The sequence below is a fragment of the Leucobacter luti genome, assembly GCF_004217175.1.
GTDB classification, from domain to species: Bacteria; Actinomycetota; Actinomycetes; order Actinomycetales; family Microbacteriaceae; genus Leucobacter; species Leucobacter luti.
On record NZ_SHKI01000007.1, the window covers coordinates 258,170 to 277,194 of the forward strand.

General features: G+C 70.4%; 16 protein-coding genes. 1 reads left to right on the plus strand and 15 read right to left on the minus strand.

Annotated elements, in window-relative coordinates; translation table 11 throughout:
- Nucleotides 1–153 precede the first annotated feature (153 nt).
- The 14 genes from EV139_RS14570 to EV139_RS14635 form a co-directional block, all read right to left on the minus strand.
- The gene (locus EV139_RS14570) at nt 154–1,434 is read right to left on the minus strand and encodes a cell division protein FtsQ/DivIB (RefSeq protein ID WP_130455348.1); all 1,281 of its coding nucleotides are present in this window, start codon (nt 1,432–1,434) and stop codon (nt 154–156) included.
- The gene (gene murC, locus EV139_RS14575; protein ID WP_130455350.1) at nt 1,431–2,858 is read right to left on the minus strand and encodes a UDP-N-acetylmuramate--L-alanine ligase; all 1,428 of its coding nucleotides are present in this window, start codon (nt 2,856–2,858) and stop codon (nt 1,431–1,433) included. Before murC ends, EV139_RS14570 begins: the two co-directional genes overlap by 4 nt.
- Before the next feature lie 70 nt (nt 2,859–2,928).
- The gene (locus tag EV139_RS14580) at nt 2,929–4,128 is read right to left on the minus strand and encodes an MFS transporter (protein ID WP_241989068.1); all 1,200 of its coding nucleotides are present in this window, start codon (nt 4,126–4,128) and stop codon (nt 2,929–2,931) included.
- Nucleotides 4,125–5,210: a UDP-N-acetylglucosamine--N-acetylmuramyl-(pentapeptide) pyrophosphoryl-undecaprenol N-acetylglucosamine transferase gene (locus EV139_RS14585; protein ID WP_130455352.1), complete on the minus strand. Its 1,086-nt coding sequence runs from the start codon at nt 5,208–5,210 to the stop codon at nt 4,125–4,127. Before EV139_RS14585 ends, EV139_RS14580 begins: the two co-directional genes overlap by 4 nt.
- Nucleotides 5,207–6,436 (minus strand): FtsW/RodA/SpoVE family cell cycle protein, encoded by a 1,230-nt coding sequence (locus EV139_RS14590; RefSeq protein ID WP_130455354.1) that lies wholly within the window; start codon nt 6,434–6,436, stop codon nt 5,207–5,209. Before EV139_RS14590 ends, EV139_RS14585 begins: the two co-directional genes overlap by 4 nt.
- Nucleotides 6,437–6,441: 5 nt before the next feature.
- Nucleotides 6,442–7,899 carry a UDP-N-acetylmuramoyl-L-alanine--D-glutamate ligase gene (gene murD / locus EV139_RS14595; protein WP_130455470.1) on the minus strand — a complete coding sequence of 486 codons (1,458 nt, stop codon included), beginning with the start codon at nt 7,897–7,899 and terminating at the stop codon, nt 6,442–6,444.
- A 128-nt stretch (nt 7,900–8,027) separates the two neighbouring features.
- Entirely contained in the window at nt 8,028–9,113 is a 1,086-nt protein-coding gene (mraY, locus tag EV139_RS14600) for a phospho-N-acetylmuramoyl-pentapeptide-transferase (RefSeq protein ID WP_130455356.1), read from the minus strand.
- Nucleotides 9,110–10,519: a UDP-N-acetylmuramoyl-tripeptide--D-alanyl-D-alanine ligase gene (locus EV139_RS14605; RefSeq protein WP_130455358.1), complete on the minus strand. Its 1,410-nt coding sequence runs from the start codon at nt 10,517–10,519 to the stop codon at nt 9,110–9,112. Before EV139_RS14605 ends, mraY begins: the two co-directional genes overlap by 4 nt.
- A complete protein-coding gene (locus tag EV139_RS14610) occupies nt 10,516–12,084 on the minus strand; it encodes a Mur ligase family protein (protein ID WP_130455360.1) in 1,569 nt (522 codons plus the stop codon). The genes EV139_RS14605 and EV139_RS14610 overlap by 4 nt, the downstream gene beginning before the upstream one ends.
- A gap of 27 nt (nt 12,085–12,111) precedes the next feature.
- Nucleotides 12,112–13,908 carry a peptidoglycan D,D-transpeptidase FtsI family protein gene (locus EV139_RS14615; RefSeq protein WP_130455362.1) on the minus strand — a complete coding sequence of 599 codons (1,797 nt, stop codon included), beginning with the start codon at nt 13,906–13,908 and terminating at the stop codon, nt 12,112–12,114.
- A gap of 27 nt (nt 13,909–13,935) precedes the next feature.
- Nucleotides 13,936–14,556, minus strand: coding sequence for a cell division protein FtsL (gene ftsL / locus EV139_RS14620; protein WP_130455364.1), 621 nt, complete (start codon nt 14,554–14,556; stop codon nt 13,936–13,938).
- The gene (gene rsmH / locus EV139_RS14625) at nt 14,556–15,521 is read right to left on the minus strand and encodes a 16S rRNA (cytosine(1402)-N(4))-methyltransferase RsmH (protein ID WP_130455366.1); all 966 of its coding nucleotides are present in this window, start codon (nt 15,519–15,521) and stop codon (nt 14,556–14,558) included. The genes ftsL and rsmH overlap by 1 nt, the downstream gene beginning before the upstream one ends.
- A 13-nt stretch (nt 15,522–15,534) precedes the next feature.
- Nucleotides 15,535–15,966, minus strand: a complete 432-nt coding sequence (mraZ, locus tag EV139_RS14630; RefSeq protein ID WP_130455368.1) for a division/cell wall cluster transcriptional repressor MraZ — start codon at nt 15,964–15,966, stop codon at nt 15,535–15,537.
- A 958-nt stretch (nt 15,967–16,924) separates the two neighbouring features.
- Complete coding sequence (locus EV139_RS14635) at nt 16,925–17,305, minus strand: DUF3040 domain-containing protein (RefSeq protein WP_130455370.1); 381 nt, start codon at nt 17,303–17,305, stop codon at nt 16,925–16,927.
- 72 nt (nt 17,306–17,377) lie between these two features.
- Here EV139_RS14635 and EV139_RS14640 point away from each other — a divergent pair, with 72 nt between their 5' ends.
- Complete coding sequence (locus EV139_RS14640) at nt 17,378–18,478, plus strand: polyprenyl synthetase family protein (protein ID WP_130455372.1); 1,101 nt, start codon at nt 17,378–17,380, stop codon at nt 18,476–18,478.
- A gap of 114 nt (nt 18,479–18,592) precedes the next feature.
- Here the strand turns inward: EV139_RS14640 and EV139_RS14645 are convergent, their stop codons facing one another.
- On the minus strand, nt 18,593–18,940 hold the full coding sequence (locus EV139_RS14645) for an Rv2175c family DNA-binding protein (RefSeq protein WP_130455374.1): 348 nt from the start codon (nt 18,938–18,940) through the stop codon (nt 18,593–18,595).
- Nucleotides 18,941–19,025 lie beyond the last annotated feature (85 nt).

Consider the following 19,025-nt stretch of genomic DNA (forward strand, 5'->3'; position numbering starts at 1 on the left):
CGTTTCTGAGGTCCACGCTACGGGCAGCGCGTGCCGCGCTGCCGCAGACACGCCGCAAACCTCGGCAGCGCGGCACCGCCACGCCGCGGCTGCGGCGTGGCGGTGCCGCCGGGAGCGACCCGGGCCGGAGCGCCGCCGGGCCGGAGCGCCGCGCTAACTGAAGACCGGGGCCTCAGACGAGGAGACGTCGATCTGCTCGATCGGACGGTCCCCCAGTGAGGCGAGCATCGCCGAGAGCACGGTCGCCTTGCGCCGCGTCTGCTCCGCGTCGCCCCAGAGCACCGCCACACCGGTGGTCAGCACGAACGTCACGTCCTGGCCGCTCGACGCCGTCACCGACACGATCTGCGCGCGCAGCTCAGCGGGCATGTCCCGCAGCGCGCGCGTTGCCGAGCGGAAGGCGGCCGAGCTCCGGTCGGTGAGTGCCCCCTCCCCGATCGGCACCCCCACCGGGGCCGTCTCGGCCGCACCGAGCAGCACTCCGGCGGCGTCAAACAGCTCGACGCCGCTGGCCGCGGGCAGCGACACGACCGGCACGCGCTCCTCGATGCGCACGGTCATCGTGTGCGGCGGCGTGCGCTCCACCGCGTAGCGCTGGATCAGGGCAAACGGTTCGAGCGCCCGGTGCACGTCGCCGTCGTCAACGAGCGCGAGCGGGACGCCCTCGAAGCGGGCGAGCGCCTGCGCCACGTCGTCCTCGTTCACGGCGGACGCGCCGACGATGGTGACCTCGCGCACCGCCATGAGCGGTGTGAACGCGCCGACCGCCACGAAGAGCGCGAGCGCGGCAACGGCGCTGAGCACGATCAGCCAGGTGCGCCTGCGACGGCGCGCGGCAGCGGTGAACCGGTGCCGTTCGCGGCGAAACCGCGCCTTGCGCTGCTTGCCCGCCGCGCGCAGATTCCGCTCGGCCGCCCGCACCGGGTCAGCCTCCCGCGCGTCCCGCGCCTCGCGCCAGCGGGCAACCACCGAGCGCGCGTCGGAGGAGCCGGAGCCGTCGCCGGCGCGCTCACTGTCGAGCGAGTCGTCCGCGGCGCGGGAACGCCGCACCGAGGAGAGGTCTATCGTGGGCGCGATCGCCTCCGCCGCGTCGACCACTCCGGCTGCCCGGCCTTGATCCGAATCGTGATCCTGACTCTGGTTCTGGTTCTGGTTCTGAGCCAAACTCTCGTCGGGGCCGAGACCCGGGTCAGCCGCGCGCTCGGCGACTGCGCTCTCGGCGACCGCGTCGACGTCGGGCGCGGAATCGCGCCCCGCCGCGGCCGCCTCGCGCGCGGTGCGCGTGCGCAGGCGGTCAAACAGTCCGGGCCGCGGCGCCGCCGCTTCCTCGCTCCCGGGCGCGGAATCGGGTGCGTCCCACTCCGAAGCGCGCGGAACGGGCGCGTCCGATTCCGGGCGCTCGGGCGCCCGGTCGAACCCGCTCGGCCGTTTCACTTCCCCGTGGCCTCGAAGCGGTCGCGCAGCGCGTCGACAACCTGGGGGATGATCCGGTACACGGTGCCGCAGCTCATCGTCACCATCACGTCGCCGGGCCGGGCGATCTCGGCGAGGTGCTCCGCCGCGCGCTGCCAGTCGTCAACGTAGGCAACGCGGTCCTGATCGGTGAAGTCGTTCGAGACGAGCGCGCCCGTCACCTCGGGGACCGGGTCCTCGCGTGCGCCGTCGACGGCGAGCACCACGGTGTAGTCGGCGCCCTGCTCAAGCACCTCCGCGAACTCGCGATGGAACATGCTCGTGCGGCTGTAGAGGTGCGGCTGGTGAATCGCAACGAGCCGCCCCTCGCCCACCACGGCGCGCGCCGAGTCGAGCAGCGCGGCGACCTCGGTGGGGTGGTGCGCGTAGTCGTCGTAGACGCGCACCCCACCCACCTCGGCGTGAAACTCGAAGCGGCGCTTGGTGCCGCCGAACTCGGCAATCGCGGCAAGCGCCGGCCCGGCCGGGAATCCGAGGCCGGTGAGCGACGCGAGCGCGCCCACGGCGTTGACCGCGTTGTGGCGCCCGAACACCCGGAGCTGCGCCGTGTGCTGCTCGCCGTCGACCTCCACGGTGAAGCGCACGGGCCCGGAATCGTCGATCGAGACAATGCGCACGTCGGCGTCGGCTGCCTCACCGAAGGTGCGGATGGCGGCCGCAGCGGCATCGGTGTCGGCGCGCAGGGCCGAGAGCACCTCAAGCGCGCCGGGGTCGTCGGCAGAGATCACGACGAGCTCGCGGGCGCCGCGGGCGAAGTCGACGAACGCCTGCATGAATGCCTCGCGCGAGCCGTAGAAGTCAAGGTGTTCGGGGTCAACGTTCGTGATGAGTGCGACCGCGGTGTCGTAGAGCAGGAACGACTTGTCCGACTCGTCGGCCTCGATCACGAAGAGCTCGTCGGAGCCGGCCCCCGAACTGACGCCGAGCGACTCGATGATGCCGCCGTTCACGAACGACGGATCAGCGCCGAGGCCGAGCAGCCCGGTGACGATCATGCCGGTCGAGGTGGTCTTGCCGTGTGCGCCGGCCACGGAGACCACGCGCTTGCCGCGCGCCAGCCAGGCGAGGGCCTGCGAGCGGTGCAGCACGGGCAGCCCCGCCGCGAGCGCGCGCTGGTACTCGGGGTTGTCTTGCCACAGCGCGCCGGTGACGACGAGCGTGTCGGCGTCGCCAACGTTCGCGGCGTCGTGCCCGATCGCGACGGGAATGCCGAGCTCCTCGAGCGCCACGGTCGAGTAGTTGGCGCTGCGGTCAGAGCCGGTGACGGGTACGCCCGCCTGGTGCATCATGCGCGCAATCCCGCTCATCCCGGACCCGCCAATGCCGACGAAGTGCACTCGGCCGAGGTCGGCGGGGATCTCAAGTTCGAGATCGGGATAGATCATGTGCACTCCTAGTGGCTCGGCTCGGCCCGCAACTCGGGTCGCGTCTCAAGCGTACCGCGCGCGCCCCCGGTCAGTTCTCGGCGCGCCCGCGCTCGCTCGCCTGCGGCACGAGCGGGACCGCGATCGCCGGGGCCAGGGCGGTCACCGCGATCGCGGCGGGGATCCCCACGAGCCCGATCAGCGCGCCAATTGCGGGCCCCACGGCCGCCGCGGCGAGAAACTGCCCAGTGTTCTGCACGCCGAGCGCCCGCCCGGCCCACCCGGGCCCGGCGATCTCCGCGACCGCGGTGAACGCGAGCCCGTTGTCCGCCACGCTCACGCACGTCGCGAGCAGGTAGGCGACCGCCGCGGGAACACTCAGATCGGCCCAGCCGAACGCGGCGGCGAGCAGCAGCACTCCGACCCCGGCAATGGCGACCAACCGCAGTGGGCGGAGCCTGGACATCGCTCGGTCGCTCCACACGCCCACCGCGATACGACCCGCCGCGCCCGCGAACTGGGCGGCAGCAACGAGCGCGCCGGCCGCGAGCGGGTCCCAGCCGAAGCCCACCGTAAACCACACGAGCCCGAACGTTGAAAGAGCGAACTGCGGCACCACGAGCAGCACGGAGACGAGGTGGATGCGCGCGAGCACGCCCGAGCCGCGGTACGGGTTCCCAAGCGGCACCGTGGAGCTTCGGATCGGCCGCGCCGGATCGCGCACCACGGCGGCGCAGAACCCGAGGCTCACGAGGACAAGCGCGCCGCCGAGCGCGAGCGCGAGCGGCACGCCGCCTGCCACGGCCAGGGCAGGCACGCCGATGGCGGCGATCGCCATGCCGAGCGGCTGGCAGGTCTGCCGGATCCCCATCGCGAGCCCCCGGCGCTCGGGCGGGAACCACCCGGTGATCAGCCGCCCACTCGCGCTGTTCGTGCACGCGGAGGCCGCACCGCACGCAATCAGCGCGATTCCGAGCGCGAGAAGCCCGTCGACGAGCATTGCCGCGGCAACGGTCGCGGCGGTGAGCGCGAGCCCGATCAGGATCACGCGGCGTTCGCCGTAGCGGTCGGTCGCGGCGCCCCAGGCGACGAGCGCAAGCACGAGCCCGAGGTTCGGCGCACCGGCGAGCAGCCCGGCAGTGGCGAGCGACAGGCCCTGCTGCTCGTGAAAATAGGGAATCAGGAACGCCGGCGCCGCGGCGACCACGGTGGTCGCCGCCTGCGCGAGCACCATCGCGGCGAGGATCACCCAGAGGCGGACGGGCACCCGGGCGACGGGCGGGGCGGTCACGCTGCCGCGCGAGCCGCGAGCGCCTCGCGGACGAGGTCGAGCAGGCGCTCGGTGCCGTCGAGCGTGCCGGCGCTGCTGGCGCGCCGGGACATGTCCGCGAGGCGTGCGTCGTCGGCGAGGAGCGGCAGCAGCGTGCCGCGCACCCACTCGGGCGTCAGCTCGCTGTCTTCAACGAGCAACGCACCGCCCGCCTCGACCACACCGGCGGCGTTGAAGCGCTGCTCGCCATTGCCCACCGCGTACGGCACGAACACCGCGGGCACGCCGAGCCCGGCGAGCTCGCTCACCGTGGTGGATCCGGCGCGCGATACCGCGAGGTCGCACGCAGCGAACGCGAGGTCCATCCGATCGCAGTAGGTGAACACGTGATACCCGGGCACGCCCGGGTCCTCAACCTCGGTGAGCCCACCCCACACGTGCAGCACCTGCACCCCGGCGTCGACGATCTCCCGCGCGGAGCCGGAGATCCCCCGGTTGATCGCGCGAGCCCCGAGGGAACCGCCGGTGACCAGCAGCGTGCGCCGCTCCGGGTCGAGTCCGAAGTGCTCGCGCGCCGAGACCCGGGTCGCCGCCCGGTCGAGGCTCGTGATCTCGGGGCGCAGCGGCATTCCCGTCACGCGGGCGTTGCGAATCGGCGTGCCCGCAAACGTCACGGCGACGTAGGGGGTGCTGCGCGCGCCGAGCGTGTTCGCCATGCCGGGCCGGGCGTTCGCCTCGTGCACCACGACGGGGATCCCCTCCTTGGCGCCGGCGCGGTAGGCAGGCGCCGAGGCGTAGCCGCCGAAGCCGACGACCACGTCGATCGAGCGCGTGCGGATCAGCTCGCGCACCTCGCGAACGGCGCGCGCGTAGCGGGCCGGGAACTTGAGCGCGGCCAGATTTGGGCGGCGCGGGAACGGGAGGCGCTCAATGAAGGCGAGCTCGTACCCGCGCTCTGGCACGAGCCGCGCCTCGAGGCCCTCCCGGGTGCCCAGCACCACGATTTCAGCGTCGGCCTCGGAGGCGCGGATCAGGTCCGCGAGCGCGAGCAGCGGGTTCACGTGGCCGGCGGTGCCGCCGCCCGCGAGTAGGTAGCGGGTCATCGAGTCCTCGAGTTCCTTCCGGGTGAGCCGGCGCCCGCTGCCGCGAGCTCGGCCTGATACTGCGCGCCGTCACGCGCGATTGAGATGACCACGCCGATCGCCGCAAGACAGGCGATCAACGCCGTACCTCCTGCACTGATCAGCGGGAGCGGGACACCGAGCACGGGGAAGATCCCAATCACCACCCCGATGTTGACGAATGCCTGGCCCACGATCCACACGAGGATGCCGCCCACCACCGCCTTGCCAAACCGATCGCGTGCGCGAGTGATCACGCGCAGCATCACCACGGTGAGGGCAATGAAGAGCCCGATCACGAGCAGCGCGCCAATGAGCCCGAGTTCCTCGCCGATGATCGCGAAGATGTAGTCGTTGTCGGCGGCCGGGAGCCACGACCACTTCGCTTTTGAGCCGCCGAGGCCAACGCCAAAGAGCCCGCCGCCCGCGAGGGCCCACAAGCCGTGCAGCGGCTGCCACCCGAGCCCGCTGTAGTCCTCGTTGCCGCTGGCGTGCCCGAACAATCGATCAAGACGGTTTTGGCTCGTGACGACGAAGAACACCACGGCAAGCAGGCCGCCCACGGCGATCACCGCCAGGCTCTTGCCGCTCACCCCGCCAAAGTACATCGCGCCGAACACCATCGCGGCCATGATCAGCACGGTGCCGAGGTCGCGGCCGAGCAGCACGACGCCGAGCGCGATGATCGCGCCCGGGACGATCACTGGAATGATCTCGTGCTTCATCTCGCCGAGCAGCGGTTCCTTGCGCAGCAGCACGGTGCCCACCCAGACCACGAGCGCGAGCTTGAGCGCCTCGGACGGCTGGGCGCTGAAGCTGCCGATCTGAATCCAGTTGCGGTTACCGTACACCTCGATCCCGAGCGGGGTGAACACGAGGAGCTGCATCAGGATGCCGAGGCCGAGCAGCCACCAGGCCCACTTCTTCCAGAACTGAATCGGGAGCGCCGCGGCGAGCAGCATGATCGGCAGCCCGATCACCGCGTACATGGTCTGGCGCCAGAAGCCTCCGAAGAAGCCCTGGTCGTTCAGGTACGAGGTGATCGACGACGATGACAGCACCATGATGAGGCCGAAGCCCACGAGGAGGAGCGTGATCGCGTAGAGCGCGATCACCGTGCGGTCGGTGCCGGGGCGCAGCAGTGCGCCCAGGCTGATCCGCGACTGTCCCGCCGCGCCCGTCCGGGCCCCCGCCTGCTCCTGAGCCATCCGAGCTACACCAGCTCGTGCACGGCGGCCTGGAAGCGCCGCCCGCGGTCAGCGTAGCTGTCGAACTGGTCCATCGACGCGGCGGCCGGAGACAGCAGCACGGTATCGCCGGGCTGCGCGATCGCGGCGGCTGCGGCGACCGCGGCGACCATGATCTCGCTCGGCGCATCGATCTCGGTGACGGGGCGCTCCCCCAGGTGCCGGCGCAGCGCGGCAAGCACGGGGGCCCGGTCCACGCCGATCACCACCGCTCCGCGCAGGCGGTGGGCGTGCGTGCTCACGAGTTCGTCAATGTCGACGCCCTTGAGCAGGCCGCCGACAATCCACACCACGTCTTGCAGTGCGCGGAGCGAGGCGTCGGCCGCGTGCGCGTTCGTGGCCTTCGAATCGTCGATCCACACGAGGCCGGCGTGCTCGCCCAGCCGCTGCGTGCGGTGCGGGTCCGGGACAAAGCTGACAATTGCGGTGGCGATATCGGCGGGCTCGACGCCGCGCGAGCGCGCGAGCGCCGCAGCAGCAAGCACGTTCTGCACCATGTGCGGCGCGGCGAGGTCGCGCTCAGCGAGCTCCGCGACCGTCACGAGCTCGTACGCCTCCGCGCGGCGCCCCACGTGGAAGCCGCGATCGACGAGGATGCCCTCGACGATCCCGAAGCCGCTCGGGGGCGGGGTGTCGAGGCCGAAGCTGATCGCCCGGGCGCCCTCCACCACGTCGGCCTCCTCGACCATCCGCTCCGTGGCGGGGTCGGCGCGGTTGTAGACACACGCGACCTGCGTGCCCGCGTAGACCTTCGCCTTCGCGGCCCAGTACGCGTCCGCGCCGCCGTGCCAGTCGAGGTGGTCGTCGGCGAAGTTGAGGCACGCGCTCGCGAACGGCGAGATCTCGCCGAGCCGCTCAAGCTGGAAGCTTGACAACTCCACCACGATCACGTCGTAGCCCTGCGGATCGCGAAGCGCGTCGAGGATCGGCGTGCCGATGTTGCCGGCCGGGGTGACCCGCAGCCCGCCCGCGGCGAGCATGTGCGCGGTCAGCTGCGTGGTCGTGGTCTTGCCGTTGGTCCCCGTGATGCAGATCCAGTCGGCGACGCGCTCCGTCTTGTCGCGCAGTCGCCAGCCGAGCTCGATGTCACCCCAGACGGTCACGCCGTGCGCGGCAGCCCAGGTGGTGAGCGGGTGATCCGGGCGGTAGCCGGGCGACACCACGACCAGCTCGGGGTCGAACGCCTCGAGGTCTGCGAGCTGCGCAGCATCGGCCTCGTCGCAGAAGCGCTCCGAACCGATCACGTCGAGCAACCGCTCGCGCTCGGGGTCGGGTGCGCCGTGGATCACGCGCACGCGCGCACCCAGCTCGACGAGCGTGTCGGCCACCGAGAATCCGGTCACCCCGAGCCCCAGCACGGCGACCCGCAGCCGGGACCAGTCGTGGTGCCAGCTCGTGAGCGCGCTCACGCGCTCGGCAACCATGCTCGCGTAGATGTTCGCGTCGGACACGCCATCCCCCGTTCGGTTCTCGGTCGTTTCTGCCGGCTCCGCCGCCGCACGGACCTGCTCGGTCCGATCCGGCGCGGACTGATTCCGCTCAGGCTGGTGCGTCATTGCTGGAGCAACCATTCACCGTAGAAGGCCCCCACACCGGCGACCACGAAGAGTCCGGCGATGATCCAGAAGCGCACCACCACCGTCACCTCAGCCCAGCCCTTGAGCTCGAAGTGGTGGTGGATGGGGCTCATGAGGAAGATCCGTTTGCCCTTGGTGACCTTGAAATAGATGCGCTGCAGGATCACTGAGCCGGTCTCGATGATGAAGAGGCCGCCGATGAGCAGCAGCAGGATCTCGGTGTGCGTGAGGATCGCGAGCGCGGCGATCGCGCCGCCGATGCCCATCGACCCGGTGTCGCCCATGAACACCTGCGCGGGGTTCGTGTTCCACCACAGGAAGCCGGCGAGCCCGCCGAGGAACGCCGCGGCAATCACGGCGAGGTCCATTGGATCGCGCACCTCGTAGCAGCCGGCCTCGTTGCCGGTCGCCACGCACGCCTGCGCCGACTGCCAGAACCCGATGATCAGGTACGCGCCGAACGCGAAGATCGAGGCACCGGCGGCCAGGCCGTCGAGGCCGTCGGTCACGTTCACGGCGTTCGTGGTCGCGGTCACGATCACCATGACCCAGATGATGAACAGAATGATCCCGGCGATCGGGCCGAGCACCATGAAATCAAACGGCAGGTCGCGGAACACCGAGATGTGGGTGGACACCGGCGTAAACCCGGCCTCGTTGGCAAACTGCAGCCCGAGCAGCGCGAAGGACACCGCGATGATGATCTGCCCGGCGATCTTCGCCCAGCCCCCCAGCCCGGCGGACTTCTGCTGCCGGGTCTTCATGAAATCGTCGATGAACCCGACGAGGCCGGCACCGACCGCCATGAGGATCACGAGCAGCGCCGACGGCGTGGGAGTCTCCCCCATCACCAGCTTGCCCACGAAATACGCGATCACAGAGCCCGAAAGGAAGATCAACCCGCCCATTGTGGGGGTGCCGCGCTTGACCTCGTGCTCTTTCGGGCCGTCAACGCGGATCGGCTGACCCCAGCGCAGCCGATTAAAGGCGCGCACAAAGAGCGGTGTGAGGAGCAACGAGTAGAGCAGCGAGAAGCCGCCGGCGATCAGAAGCGCGATCATGCGAAGGTTTCCCCCAGACGGTCGCCGAGGAAGCGCAGCCCCGCGGCGTTTGATGATTTCACGAGCACGGTATCGTTCGGCTGCAGCGTGCGCTGCAGGTACTCGAACGCGGCGTCCTGCTCTTCGAAGAAGACGCTCTCCCCGTCCCAGGAGCCCTCGTTGATCGCGCTGATGTGGAGGTTTCGTGCCTCAATACCGACGACCACGAGCTCCGAGATCCGCAGCCGCACCGCCTGCAGCCCGATCCGCAGGTGTTCCTCGATCGAGTACTCGCCCAGCTCGCTCATCGCGCCGAGCACCGCGACCGAGCGCCCCTCGGGCTTGGCGATCTGCGCGAGGGTGCGAAGGCCGGCGCTCATCGAGTCGGGGCTCGCGTTGTAGGCGTCGTTGATGATCGTGATGCCGTCGCGACCGCCCATGACCTCCATGCGCCACCGCGCGGCGCGCGTCGCGCCCTCAAGCGCCGCAACCACGTCGGCGAGCGGCAGCCCGAGCTCGAGCCCCACCGCCGCTGCGGCGAGGGCGTTGGTCACGTGGTGCTCACCGAGCACGCGGAAGACGACGGGCAGCGATTCCCCGTCGGCGTGCAGCGTGAATCGGGTGCCGGACGCGTCCGAGTCGATGTCGCTCGCGCGCACGTCTGCCTCGGGGTGTCGACCGAACCAGCGCACGCGGGCGCTCGTGAGCTCGCCCATGCGCGACACATACGCGTCGTCGCGGTTCAGCACCGCGACCGCCGACTCTGGCAGGTCGCGCACCATCTCGCTCTTCGTGCGGAAGGTGGTCTCGATCCCGCCGAACTCGCCCGCGTGGGCGAGCCCCACCGTGAGGACCACGCCGATGTGCGGCGGCGCCATTGCGGTGAGGCGGGCGATCTCGCCCTCGGCGCTCGCGCCCATCTCGGCCACGAGCGTGCGGGTGTCCTCCTCGACGCGCAGCATCGTCAGCGGGCCGCCGACCTCGTTGTTGAACGACTTCGCGGAGGCGACCGTTGGCCCCACCCGCTCCGCCATCGCGGCAACCAGATTCTTCGTCGTCGTCTTCCCGTTTGACCCGGTGATCCCGACGATCTTCAGTCCGCCCGCGGCGCGCACCCGGCGCACCACCTCGGTCGCGAGCGCGCCCAGCGCCTCCGTCGTGTCAGCAACGATGATCTGCGGCACGCGGTCGTCGGTCTCGCGCTCGGCGACGACGAGCGCCGCCCCCGCCGCAATCGCCTGCGGCACAAAGCGGTGACCGTCGGTCTCTTCTCCGCGCCGAGCGAAGAAGATCTGGCCGGGCCCCACCTCGCGGGAGTCGGTCTGGGATTCGCCGCGAACGCGATCCGTCGGTGCGGCACCGCTCGTGCCTGGCACGAGCTGCCCGCCGGTGGCGGCAGCAATCTCTGCGAGCGTCAGTTCAATCACGAAAGCAATCCTGCCTCGCGGAGCGCGCCGCGGACCTCATCACGCGCCGAGTAGGGAATGAACTGCCCGGCGACTTCCTGGTGGTCCTCGTGTCCGGGACCGGCATACAGAATAACGTCCCCCGGTTCAGCGAGCGAAATGGCGAGCCTCACGGCACGGCGCGGATCGCCCTCCTCGATCACCGTGGCGTGGTTCGCGCCGCGAGCGCCGTCGAGCAGCTGCGCGCGAATCGCCTCGGGTGGCTCAGACCGCGGGTGATAATCGCAGATGATCACGGTGTCGGCGCCGACGGCAGCAACGCGGCCCATCTCCTCGCGCTTGGTGGTGTCCCGGTCGCCGTCGGCGCCGAACATGAAAATGATCTTGCCGGGCGCAACCTCGCCGAGCGCATCGAGCATCGCCTCGAACGCACCGGCCGTGTGGCCGTAGTCGACGAAGAAGCGCGGGCCGGTGGAGCCGGGCTGCGTCATTTCCTCGAGCCGGCCGGGGATATAGGCCGGGATCCGGCCGCGGTCGAGGCCGGCGGCCACCCGCTCAAGCGGGATCCCCGCCTCGTGCATCATGATCAGCGCGAGCGCGGCGTTCTCGGCCATGAAGCTCCCGAACACGGGCACGCTGCCACGGAAGTGCGCGCCCTCGGGGCCCTGCAGCACGAACGAGACGCCGTCGAGCGTCTGCGAGGTGACCGCGAGGTGCCATTCCGCCTGCTGCCCGTAGGCGGTCGCGAGCCGGGTCACGGGGATCTGCGACTCGCGCGCAACGCGCTGGCCGTACGGGGAATCGACGACCACCACGCCGCGCGCGGCGCGCTCCGGCGTGAACAGTGCCAGCTTTGCGGCGAAGTATGACTCGAGGTCCCCAAACTCGTCGAGGTGGTCCTGCGAGAAGTTGTTGAACGCCACCACGTCGAAGTGCACGCCGTCGAGACGGTGCCGCACGACCGCCTGCGCGGAGACCTCGATCGCCACGGCCTCGACGCTGCGCTCGCGCATGCGGGCGAGGAGCCCATGGAGCTCGGACGCCTCGGGGCTCGTGAGGTTTGAGGGGATCACCTCGTCGCTCACCCGCCGCTCGGCGGTGGAGCTCAGCCCGGTGGTGATCCCGGCGGCGCGCAACAGCTCGGCGAGCAGGTAGACCACGCTCGTCTTGCCGTTCGTGCCGGTGACCCCGAACACCTTCGCGTCGTAGTCGCCCGTGCCGTACACGGCCGCCGACACGTCGCCCAGCAGCTCGCGCGGGTGCTGCGCCGAGACGAGCACGGGGATCGAGACGCCGGCCTCAGCCACCAGCTCGGCGCCCGCGGCGTCCGTGAGGATCGCGCGCGCGCCGAGGGCCACCGCCTGGGCGGCAAACGCGGCCCCGTGCCGCTTCGCGCCGGGCATCCCCACGTAGAGGTCGCCGGGGCGCACGTCGCGCGAGTCGAGCGAGACCCCGGTCACTGCGGTGTCGGCCGCGTGGCCGTCGCCCGGTCCAGCCACCGCCAGTCCAAAGCGCTCGGCGAGCTCGCTGAGCTGGATCTGGTTGGGGGTCTGCGGGCGAATGCTCAACGCATCTCCGGTACTCACGTGGGTGTGCCTCCTGCGGGCGTGTCTTTAATACTCCGTGGGGAGAGGTTCAAACTCTCCGGTGGACGGCGGGATATGGAACGTCCGGATGGTCGCCTCGGCCGCCTCGCGGAAACTCGTCAGCGCGGCCATGCTCCCATCCCCCGCCGTAGGGAACGCAATCGATGTTACCGCGACAAACTGCGGGTCGTCGGCCGGGAAGATCCCCGCGAACGAGTGCACGAAGTCGGTGCGGTAGCCGCCCTGGCCGTCGGCCTGCTCCGCCGTGCCCGTCTTTCCGGCGATCCGGTAGCCCGGGATCGAGATCACGTCCTTGAACCAGCCCTCGGTGGTCACCGTCTCGAGCATCTGCATCATCTGTGCGGCAGTGTCCTCGGAGACCGCGCGCACCTCGTCGCCGTGGTCAAGCAGATCTTCGGTGCCGTCGGCGTTGGCGCAGCCGCGCACCACGCTCGGGGGAACGCGCACCCCGCCGTTCGCGAGCGCCTGGTACACGCCCGCGGTCTGCACGATCGTCGACGAGAGGCCCTGCCCGAACATGGTGTTGTACGAGGTCTGCCGGTCCCAGTCCTCGACGGGGATCAGGCTCCCCGCGTCCTCCAGCGCCAGGCCGGCCTGTGTCGATTCGCCGATGCCAAACTTGCGCAGGTAATCGTAGCGCACCTCTGGGCTGAGCACGTTGCCGAGCGTCGCGGTTCCCACGTTCGACGACTGCGTGAGGATGCCCGTGAGCGTCCACTGCATCGGCGGGTGCGGGAATGCATCCCCGAAGCGCACGTTCGGCTCCGGCTCAAGATAGTCGGGGGTGAGGTTCTGGGTCAGCGGCGTCGCTGCCCCCTCCTCAATCAGCGCGGCCGCGGTGATCGCCTTGAACGTCGACCCCGGCTCGTAGGGCGACACGAAGGCGCGCGCCTCTCGCTTCAGCGGGTCCGAGGCGTCCACGTCGTTTGGATCGACCGAGCCGTCCTCCGCGACGGCGACCAGCTCGCCCGTCTTCACGTTCATGATGACGATGTAGCCGTACGCCGCTGCGGTCTCCTGCACCTGCGCGTTGATCGTCTGCTGGGCCTCCCACTGCAGGTCGCGGTCGAGTGTCAGCTCAACGGTCCCGCCGTCCTCAACCTTGCGCTCAACGACCACACTGCCCGGGAGCGCCACGCCGTCCGCGCTGCGCTCGTAGGTCTCGGAGCCGTCGACGCCGGTGAGGCACTCGTCCTGCGACAGTTCGACGCCCGACTGCGGCACGTCCTCAAACCCCGAGAAACCGATGATGTTGCCGGCCACCGCCCCGTTCGGGTACGTGCGCGTGTGGTGCGGCTCGAAGGTGAGCCAGGGAATCCCGAGATCCTTCAGGGCGTTCAACGCGGGCAGATCGATCGACCGCTTCACGTACGCGAAGTCTGACTTCGGATTGATTTCGAGCGCGTCGTCGACGATCTTCTGAATCTCTGCCGCGCTCTGCCCAGTGATCTCAGCGATCTCCGAGAACGCCTGCCTCGCGGTCACCTCAACCGTTGCGGCGCCGCCGCGCTCGGGGTCGGTCCGCCAGAACTTTCCGCCGTTCAGCTTCGTGTTCTTCGGCGACAGCTGCACGTCGTACCGCTCGTCGGTGGTGGCGAGCACCTCGCCGTTGCGGTCGACGATGTCGCCGCGGAGGCTCGGGATCGCCACGGGCACCGCCCGCTTGTCTTTCGCGTCCTCATTCAACGCGGCCGCCGAGACCACCTGCACGTCGATCAGACGGACCGTGAACGCGGCGGCGGCGACCACGACGATGCCGAGCGCGATGATTCGACGCAGCCACCCGGAGCGCTGATTCCGCATGCAGTTTCTCCCGTCCGACCCGGCCGGCTAGTGGGTGTTCGGGGCCGGCAGCTTGCCCTTCAACCGTACCGGCGCGGCAGTCTCCGCAGCCTGAGTGCTCGCGGCCTGTCCGGCGCGAGGTACCAGCAGACCCGCGGCGTCAACAACCGGCATGTCGCCGAGGGTCGCGTTCGCCACCAGGTTGCCGCGCGCCTCCGAGGTCTCAGAATCGAGCGCGCCAAGCACCGCGCCGTCGCTCAGCCGAAGCGTCGCGGGCCGCGTGTTCTGCACCATGCCCAGGGCCGCCGCGTTCTCAGCGAGGTTTTGGGGCGAGGCGAGCTTGTCGACGTTCTGCGACAGCACCCGCTCCACGCGGCCGAGGTCGCGCTGCTCCACCTCAAGCGCGCGCGCCTCGTATGCGCCCTGCGAAATCGCGATGCTCAGCCCGAGCTGCACGGCGAGGATCACGAGGATCACGCCGACCGCGACGAGCGAGCCGAGCAGCGGGCTCAGGCCAGCGCGCCGGGCGGCGTCGGGGGCCTCCGGCGCGATGCGCAGGTGCCGCTCAGACGGGGACGCCGGATCGCCCTGGCGCGCCGGATCACCCGGGTTCGCCGGGTTCGCGACAAGCGCGGCGAGGTCGAAGTCGACCGGGACCGTGTTGTTCATCACACTTCCCTTGCTCGTTCAGCGGCGCGCAGCCGCACCGGGATGGCCCGCGGGTTGCGGGCGCGCTCGTCGTCTCCCGCGAGCTCTGCGCCGCGCGTGAGCAGGCGGAACTCGGGGCGGTGTTCGGGGAGCTCGACCGGCAGCCCTGCCGGCGCGGTCGAGCGGCTGCGGCGGGTCAGCTCGCGCTTCACGAGCCGATCCTCCAGCGACTGGTACGACATGATCACGGCGCGGCCGCCCAGGTTGAGCAGGTCGAGCGCCGCGGGGATCGCGCGTTCGAGCACCGACAGCTCGCCGTTCACCTCGATCCGCAGGGCCTGGAAGACGCGCTTCGCCGGGTGGCGCTGGTCGCGAACCGCGGCGGGCGTCGCCTGCTGCAGCACGTCAACCAGCTGACCGCTGCGCTCGATCGGAGCTTCGGCGCGGGCCGCGATGATCGCTCGCGCGTAGCGGCCGGCCAGCGGCTCCTCGCCGTAGCGTTCGAAGATTGCCCGCAGGCGCCCCTCCGGCGCGGTCTGCAGCACCTCCGCGGCGGTCTCGCCGCGGCTCTGGTCCATGCGCATGTCGAGCGGGGCGTCCTGCGCGTACGCAAAGCCCCGGTCGGCTTCGTCGAGCTGCAGCGAGGACACGCCCAGGTCGAACAGCACGCCGTCGATCCGGTCAAAGCCCGCACCGCGCACGGCGTCAGCGATCTCGTCGTACACGGCGTGGACGCGGATCGCGCGGTCGCCGAAGCGCGCGAGGCGCTTCCCGGCGAGCGCGAGCGCCTCCGTGTCGCGGTCGAGCCCGATGAGCGTCAGTCCCGGGTGCGCGTCGAGCAGCGCGGCGCTGTGCCCGCCCATGCCGAGCGTCGCGTCGACCACAACCGCGCCCTCGCGGCTCGCCGCGGGGGCGAGCAGTTCAAGGCAGCGGTCGAGCAGCACCGGCACGTGCAGGTCGCTGGGGTTGCGTGTGTCTTCAGTCATCGTGACGTCCGGGCTAGAACATGCCCGGAATCACCTCCCCATCGGTCTCAGAGAATGCGGCTTCCTGCTCGCGCAGGTAGGTCTCCCAGGCGGTTGCGTCCCAGATCTCGGCGCGCGAACCCGTGCCGATCACGGCGAGGTCGCGGTCGAGGCCGGCGTACTCGCGCAGCCCCTGCGGGATCGTGACGCGGTGCTGCTTGTCTGGCGTCTCAGGGTGTGCGCCGGAGAGGAACACGCGGAGGTAATCGCGCGCGTGCTTCGAGGTCATCGGCGCTTGGCTGATGCGCTCGTGCATGGCGGTGAACTCCTGCTCGCTGAAGACGTAGAGGCAGTGCTCCTGGCCTCGGGTGATGACGAGCCCGTCGGAGAGCGCGTCGCGAAATTTTGCGGGAAGGATGAGCCGTCCCTTGTCGTCGAGCTTGGGCGTGAAGGTTCCCAGGAACATTGGTTCCTCCCTCCACATGGATCGACTTACGCCCAGACTACTCCACTTTCCTCCACCGAGCCGGGTTTCCGCTCCACTTTATTCCCCGACGGCGCTGGCGTGTTGATATAGCGCGGGTTTTGGGCGAAGAGCGCCGGGCGATTTTCGGGCCCTGGAGCGGCCCACGCGCGGCAGATCGCGGCGATCTGGCCCGAACTCGGCTTTCTCGCGCATTTCGTGGAGGAAAGTGGAGTCACGTGGGCGCGGCGCGCGCTGCGGGCCCGCACCGCCGCCGCCCAGCACCCCACCCCTCCCCGCCCGCGCTCCTCACCCACGCACCCCACCCCACCCGCCCCAGCCCAGCCCAGCCCAGCCCACGAGCGTGCGGCTCCGCCACGAGCGTGCGGCTGCACACCCGCAGCGAAGCCGCACACTCGTGAAGGAGGGCTCCACTCGTCATCCTCGGGCCAGCAGGGCGGCCCCACACCGGCGCGGCGCCGGGAGGGGGCGGGCGCCGGGCGGCGGGGCGGGCGCGGGTGGCGGACGCAGCAGGCGCAGTCGCGCAGGCACCGGCGCAGCAAGCACTTGCCGCCGCGACCCAGCGCCACCACCCCCCACGCCCACGCCCCACAACCACACCCACACCCACACCCGCGAGCGTGCGGCTCCGCCACGAACGTGCGGCTTCACACCCGCAGCGAAGCCGCACACTCGCGGGGAAAGGCTCCACTCGTGGCCCTGCGGTAGACGGCGTGGGCAGCGCAGGCCCCCTGCGATAGGCGGCGTAGTCAGCGCTGGGTGCCCCCCACCCCGCGAGCAGAGGGCGCGGTCAGAGCAGGGCCACCCCACTCCGCGATAGACGGCGCGGTCAGCGCAGAGCGACCCCACCCCGCGAGCAGGAGGCGCGGCCCGGGCACGCAAAAGGGCCGCGGATCTCACGATCCGCGGCCCTTCGACAGCCGTGTTGCGTGCGTGCGGGCTAGCGCTCGCCCTCCATGCGCTCGTCCCAGCGGCGCTCGGCGCGCTCGCTCAGCGACTCGCGCGCAGCCCCGCCGCGCGGGGACTTGCCGCCATTCAAGACATCGTCGACGGTGACCGCGTCGGAACTGCGCGACAGCATGAGCGTCACGCCCCCGATCATCACTGCGAAGCCAATCAGGCCGAGCCACAGCAGCTGCGCGGCAACGCCTCCGATGAGCGCGCCAATGCCGACGATCACCACAATGATTCCCAGCACCAGCGACCTGTAGTTGACTCGACGGCGCACCACGGAGCCCGTCTGCATCACATCGGCTTCGCTCTGATAGAAACCACGTTCCATCTCGTCAAGCAGCCGCTGCTCGTGTTCTGACAGCGCCATGACGGTCCTCCCGACACTCAAACGATCTATGGAGTACAGTCTACGTCTCGCACCTGCGACTAGGCTAGTTGTGTGCAAGAAACGATGCGACTCGCAGGCCTCATTCAGGAGCGGATCAGCGATACGCTCGCCCGACACCGGGAGGAACTCACGGCGCTGGGACCCGATGCGCTGCCGCTGCTTGACGAGGCGCTCGGTTTCCTCACGGGCGGCAAGCGCTTCCGCGCGCAGTTCGCGGTGCTCGGATTCCGTGCGGCGCGTGAGCTTGACACGGCGGGCGACGTGACGGGCGAGCTCTCTCGCGTGCTCGATGCGGCGTGCGCCCTCGAGTTCTTCCACGCCGCCGCGCTGATCCACGACGACGTGATCGACCGCTCAGACACCCGGCGAGGCCGCCCCTCCGTGCACCGCCTCTTCGGCGCGATGCACCGGCAGCACGGCTGGCGCGGCAGCGCGGATCACTTTGGCTTGGCCGGCGCGATCCTGCTCGGCGATCTGCTGCAGTCCTGGGCCGACGAACTCATGCAGGCCGCCTGCGACGCGACGCCGGATCGGGACGCCGCGCGGCGCGCACGGGAACACTTCAACCGGATGCGCAGCGAGGTCGCCGTGGGCCAGTACCTCGACGTGCTGGAGGAGCAGCAGCCCGAGTTTGCCGGGCACGCCGAACAGCTTGAGCGCTCCACCCGCGTACTGGTGTTCAAGTCGGCGAAATACAGCGTCGAGGCCCCCATCCTCATTGGGGCCGCCCTCGCCGGCGCGAGCGCGGAGCTCGAGTCAGCGCTCGCCGACTTCGGCCTCCCAGTGGGGGTTGCCTTCCAGCTGCGCGACGACCAGCTCGGCGTGTTTGGCGACGAAGAACTCACGGGCAAGCCGATCGGCGACGACCTGATCGAGGGCAAGCGGACCGTGCTCGTCGCGCTCGCCCGCGAGAATCTTCCGGTGACGCAGCGTCGCATTTTCGACGACCTGCTCGGCACCGAGCTCGACGCGGAGCAGGTGGCGATCCTGCAGCGCACGATCCGCGAGAGCGGGGCGGTCGAGCGCGTCGAGGAGATGATCTCCCGGAATATCGAGCGCGCGACTGACGCGCTCACCGGCGCCCCGATTCGCGGGGACGCGGCTGCGCAGCTCACCGAGCTCGCCGAGCGGGCAGCCCGGCGCACGCACTAGCGGGCCGCGCCCGCTTTACCGTGCCCACTTGGGCACGCGACGGCGCGCGCACGACACGAGCGGGGCCGCGCCCACGAGCGGGGCCGCGCCTACCAGCGGCGCACGCCCAGGGGACTAGAAGGCGAGGGCCTGCGTGGCCCGGCGCACCGCGCTCTTCCGCCCGGCGAGGAGGGAGTCAATGGGGCGCTCCCCGAGCTCCTCGTTCTCCGTCATCAGCCACTCAACGGCCTCGTCGTCGGAGAACCCGGCGTCGAGCAGCACGAGCAGCGTGCCGCGCAGCGGGGGCAGCGGGTGGTCGTCCTGGACGAACTCGGTGGGGACACACAGCACCCCGTCAACGCGCACCGCAGCGAGCTGATGGTCCTCGATGAGGCGGCGGATCTTGCCCGGGGTGAGGGCAAACAGCTCCACCAGCTCGGGGATTGTGTAATAGGACGCGTCACGTGCGATGTTCTCGGCCACACCTTAACTGTGCCAGCGTGCGGGCCGAAGCGCAATCCGCGAGTATGCGGCGCGCGTCGGAGGTTGCGCTCCAAACTTCCGTAGA

What these genes read in the sequence shown, in the direction of transcription:
- murD (WP_130455470.1), bottom strand. Translation starts at nt 7,899, where the DNA reads ATGGTTGCCGAGCGCGTGAGCGCGCTCACGAGCTGGCACCACGACTGG.
- murC (WP_130455350.1), bottom strand. Translation starts at nt 2,858, where the DNA reads ATGATCTATCCCGATCTCGAACTTGAGATCCCCGCCGACCTCGGCCGA.
- ftsL (WP_130455364.1), bottom strand. Translation starts at nt 14,556, where the DNA reads ATGAACAACACGGTCCCGGTCGACTTCGACCTCGCCGCGCTTGTCGCG.
- EV139_RS14585 (WP_130455352.1), bottom strand. Translation starts at nt 5,210, where the DNA reads ATGACCCGCTACCTACTCGCGGGCGGCGGCACCGCCGGCCACGTGAAC.
- EV139_RS14635 (WP_130455370.1), bottom strand. Translation starts at nt 17,305, where the DNA reads ATGGCGCTGTCAGAACACGAGCAGCGGCTGCTTGACGAGATGGAACGT.
- mraY (WP_130455356.1), bottom strand. Translation starts at nt 9,113, where the DNA reads ATGATCGCGCTTCTGATCGCCGGCGGCTTCTCGCTGCTCTACTCGTTG.
- EV139_RS14615 (WP_130455362.1), bottom strand. Translation starts at nt 13,908, where the DNA reads ATGCGGAATCAGCGCTCCGGGTGGCTGCGTCGAATCATCGCGCTCGGC.
- EV139_RS14590 (WP_130455354.1), bottom strand. Translation starts at nt 6,436, where the DNA reads ATGGCTCAGGAGCAGGCGGGGGCCCGGACGGGCGCGGCGGGACAGTCG.
- rsmH (WP_130455366.1), bottom strand. Translation starts at nt 15,521, where the DNA reads ATGACTGAAGACACACGCAACCCCAGCGACCTGCACGTGCCGGTGCTG.
- mraZ (WP_130455368.1), bottom strand. Translation starts at nt 15,966, where the DNA reads ATGTTCCTGGGAACCTTCACGCCCAAGCTCGACGACAAGGGACGGCTC.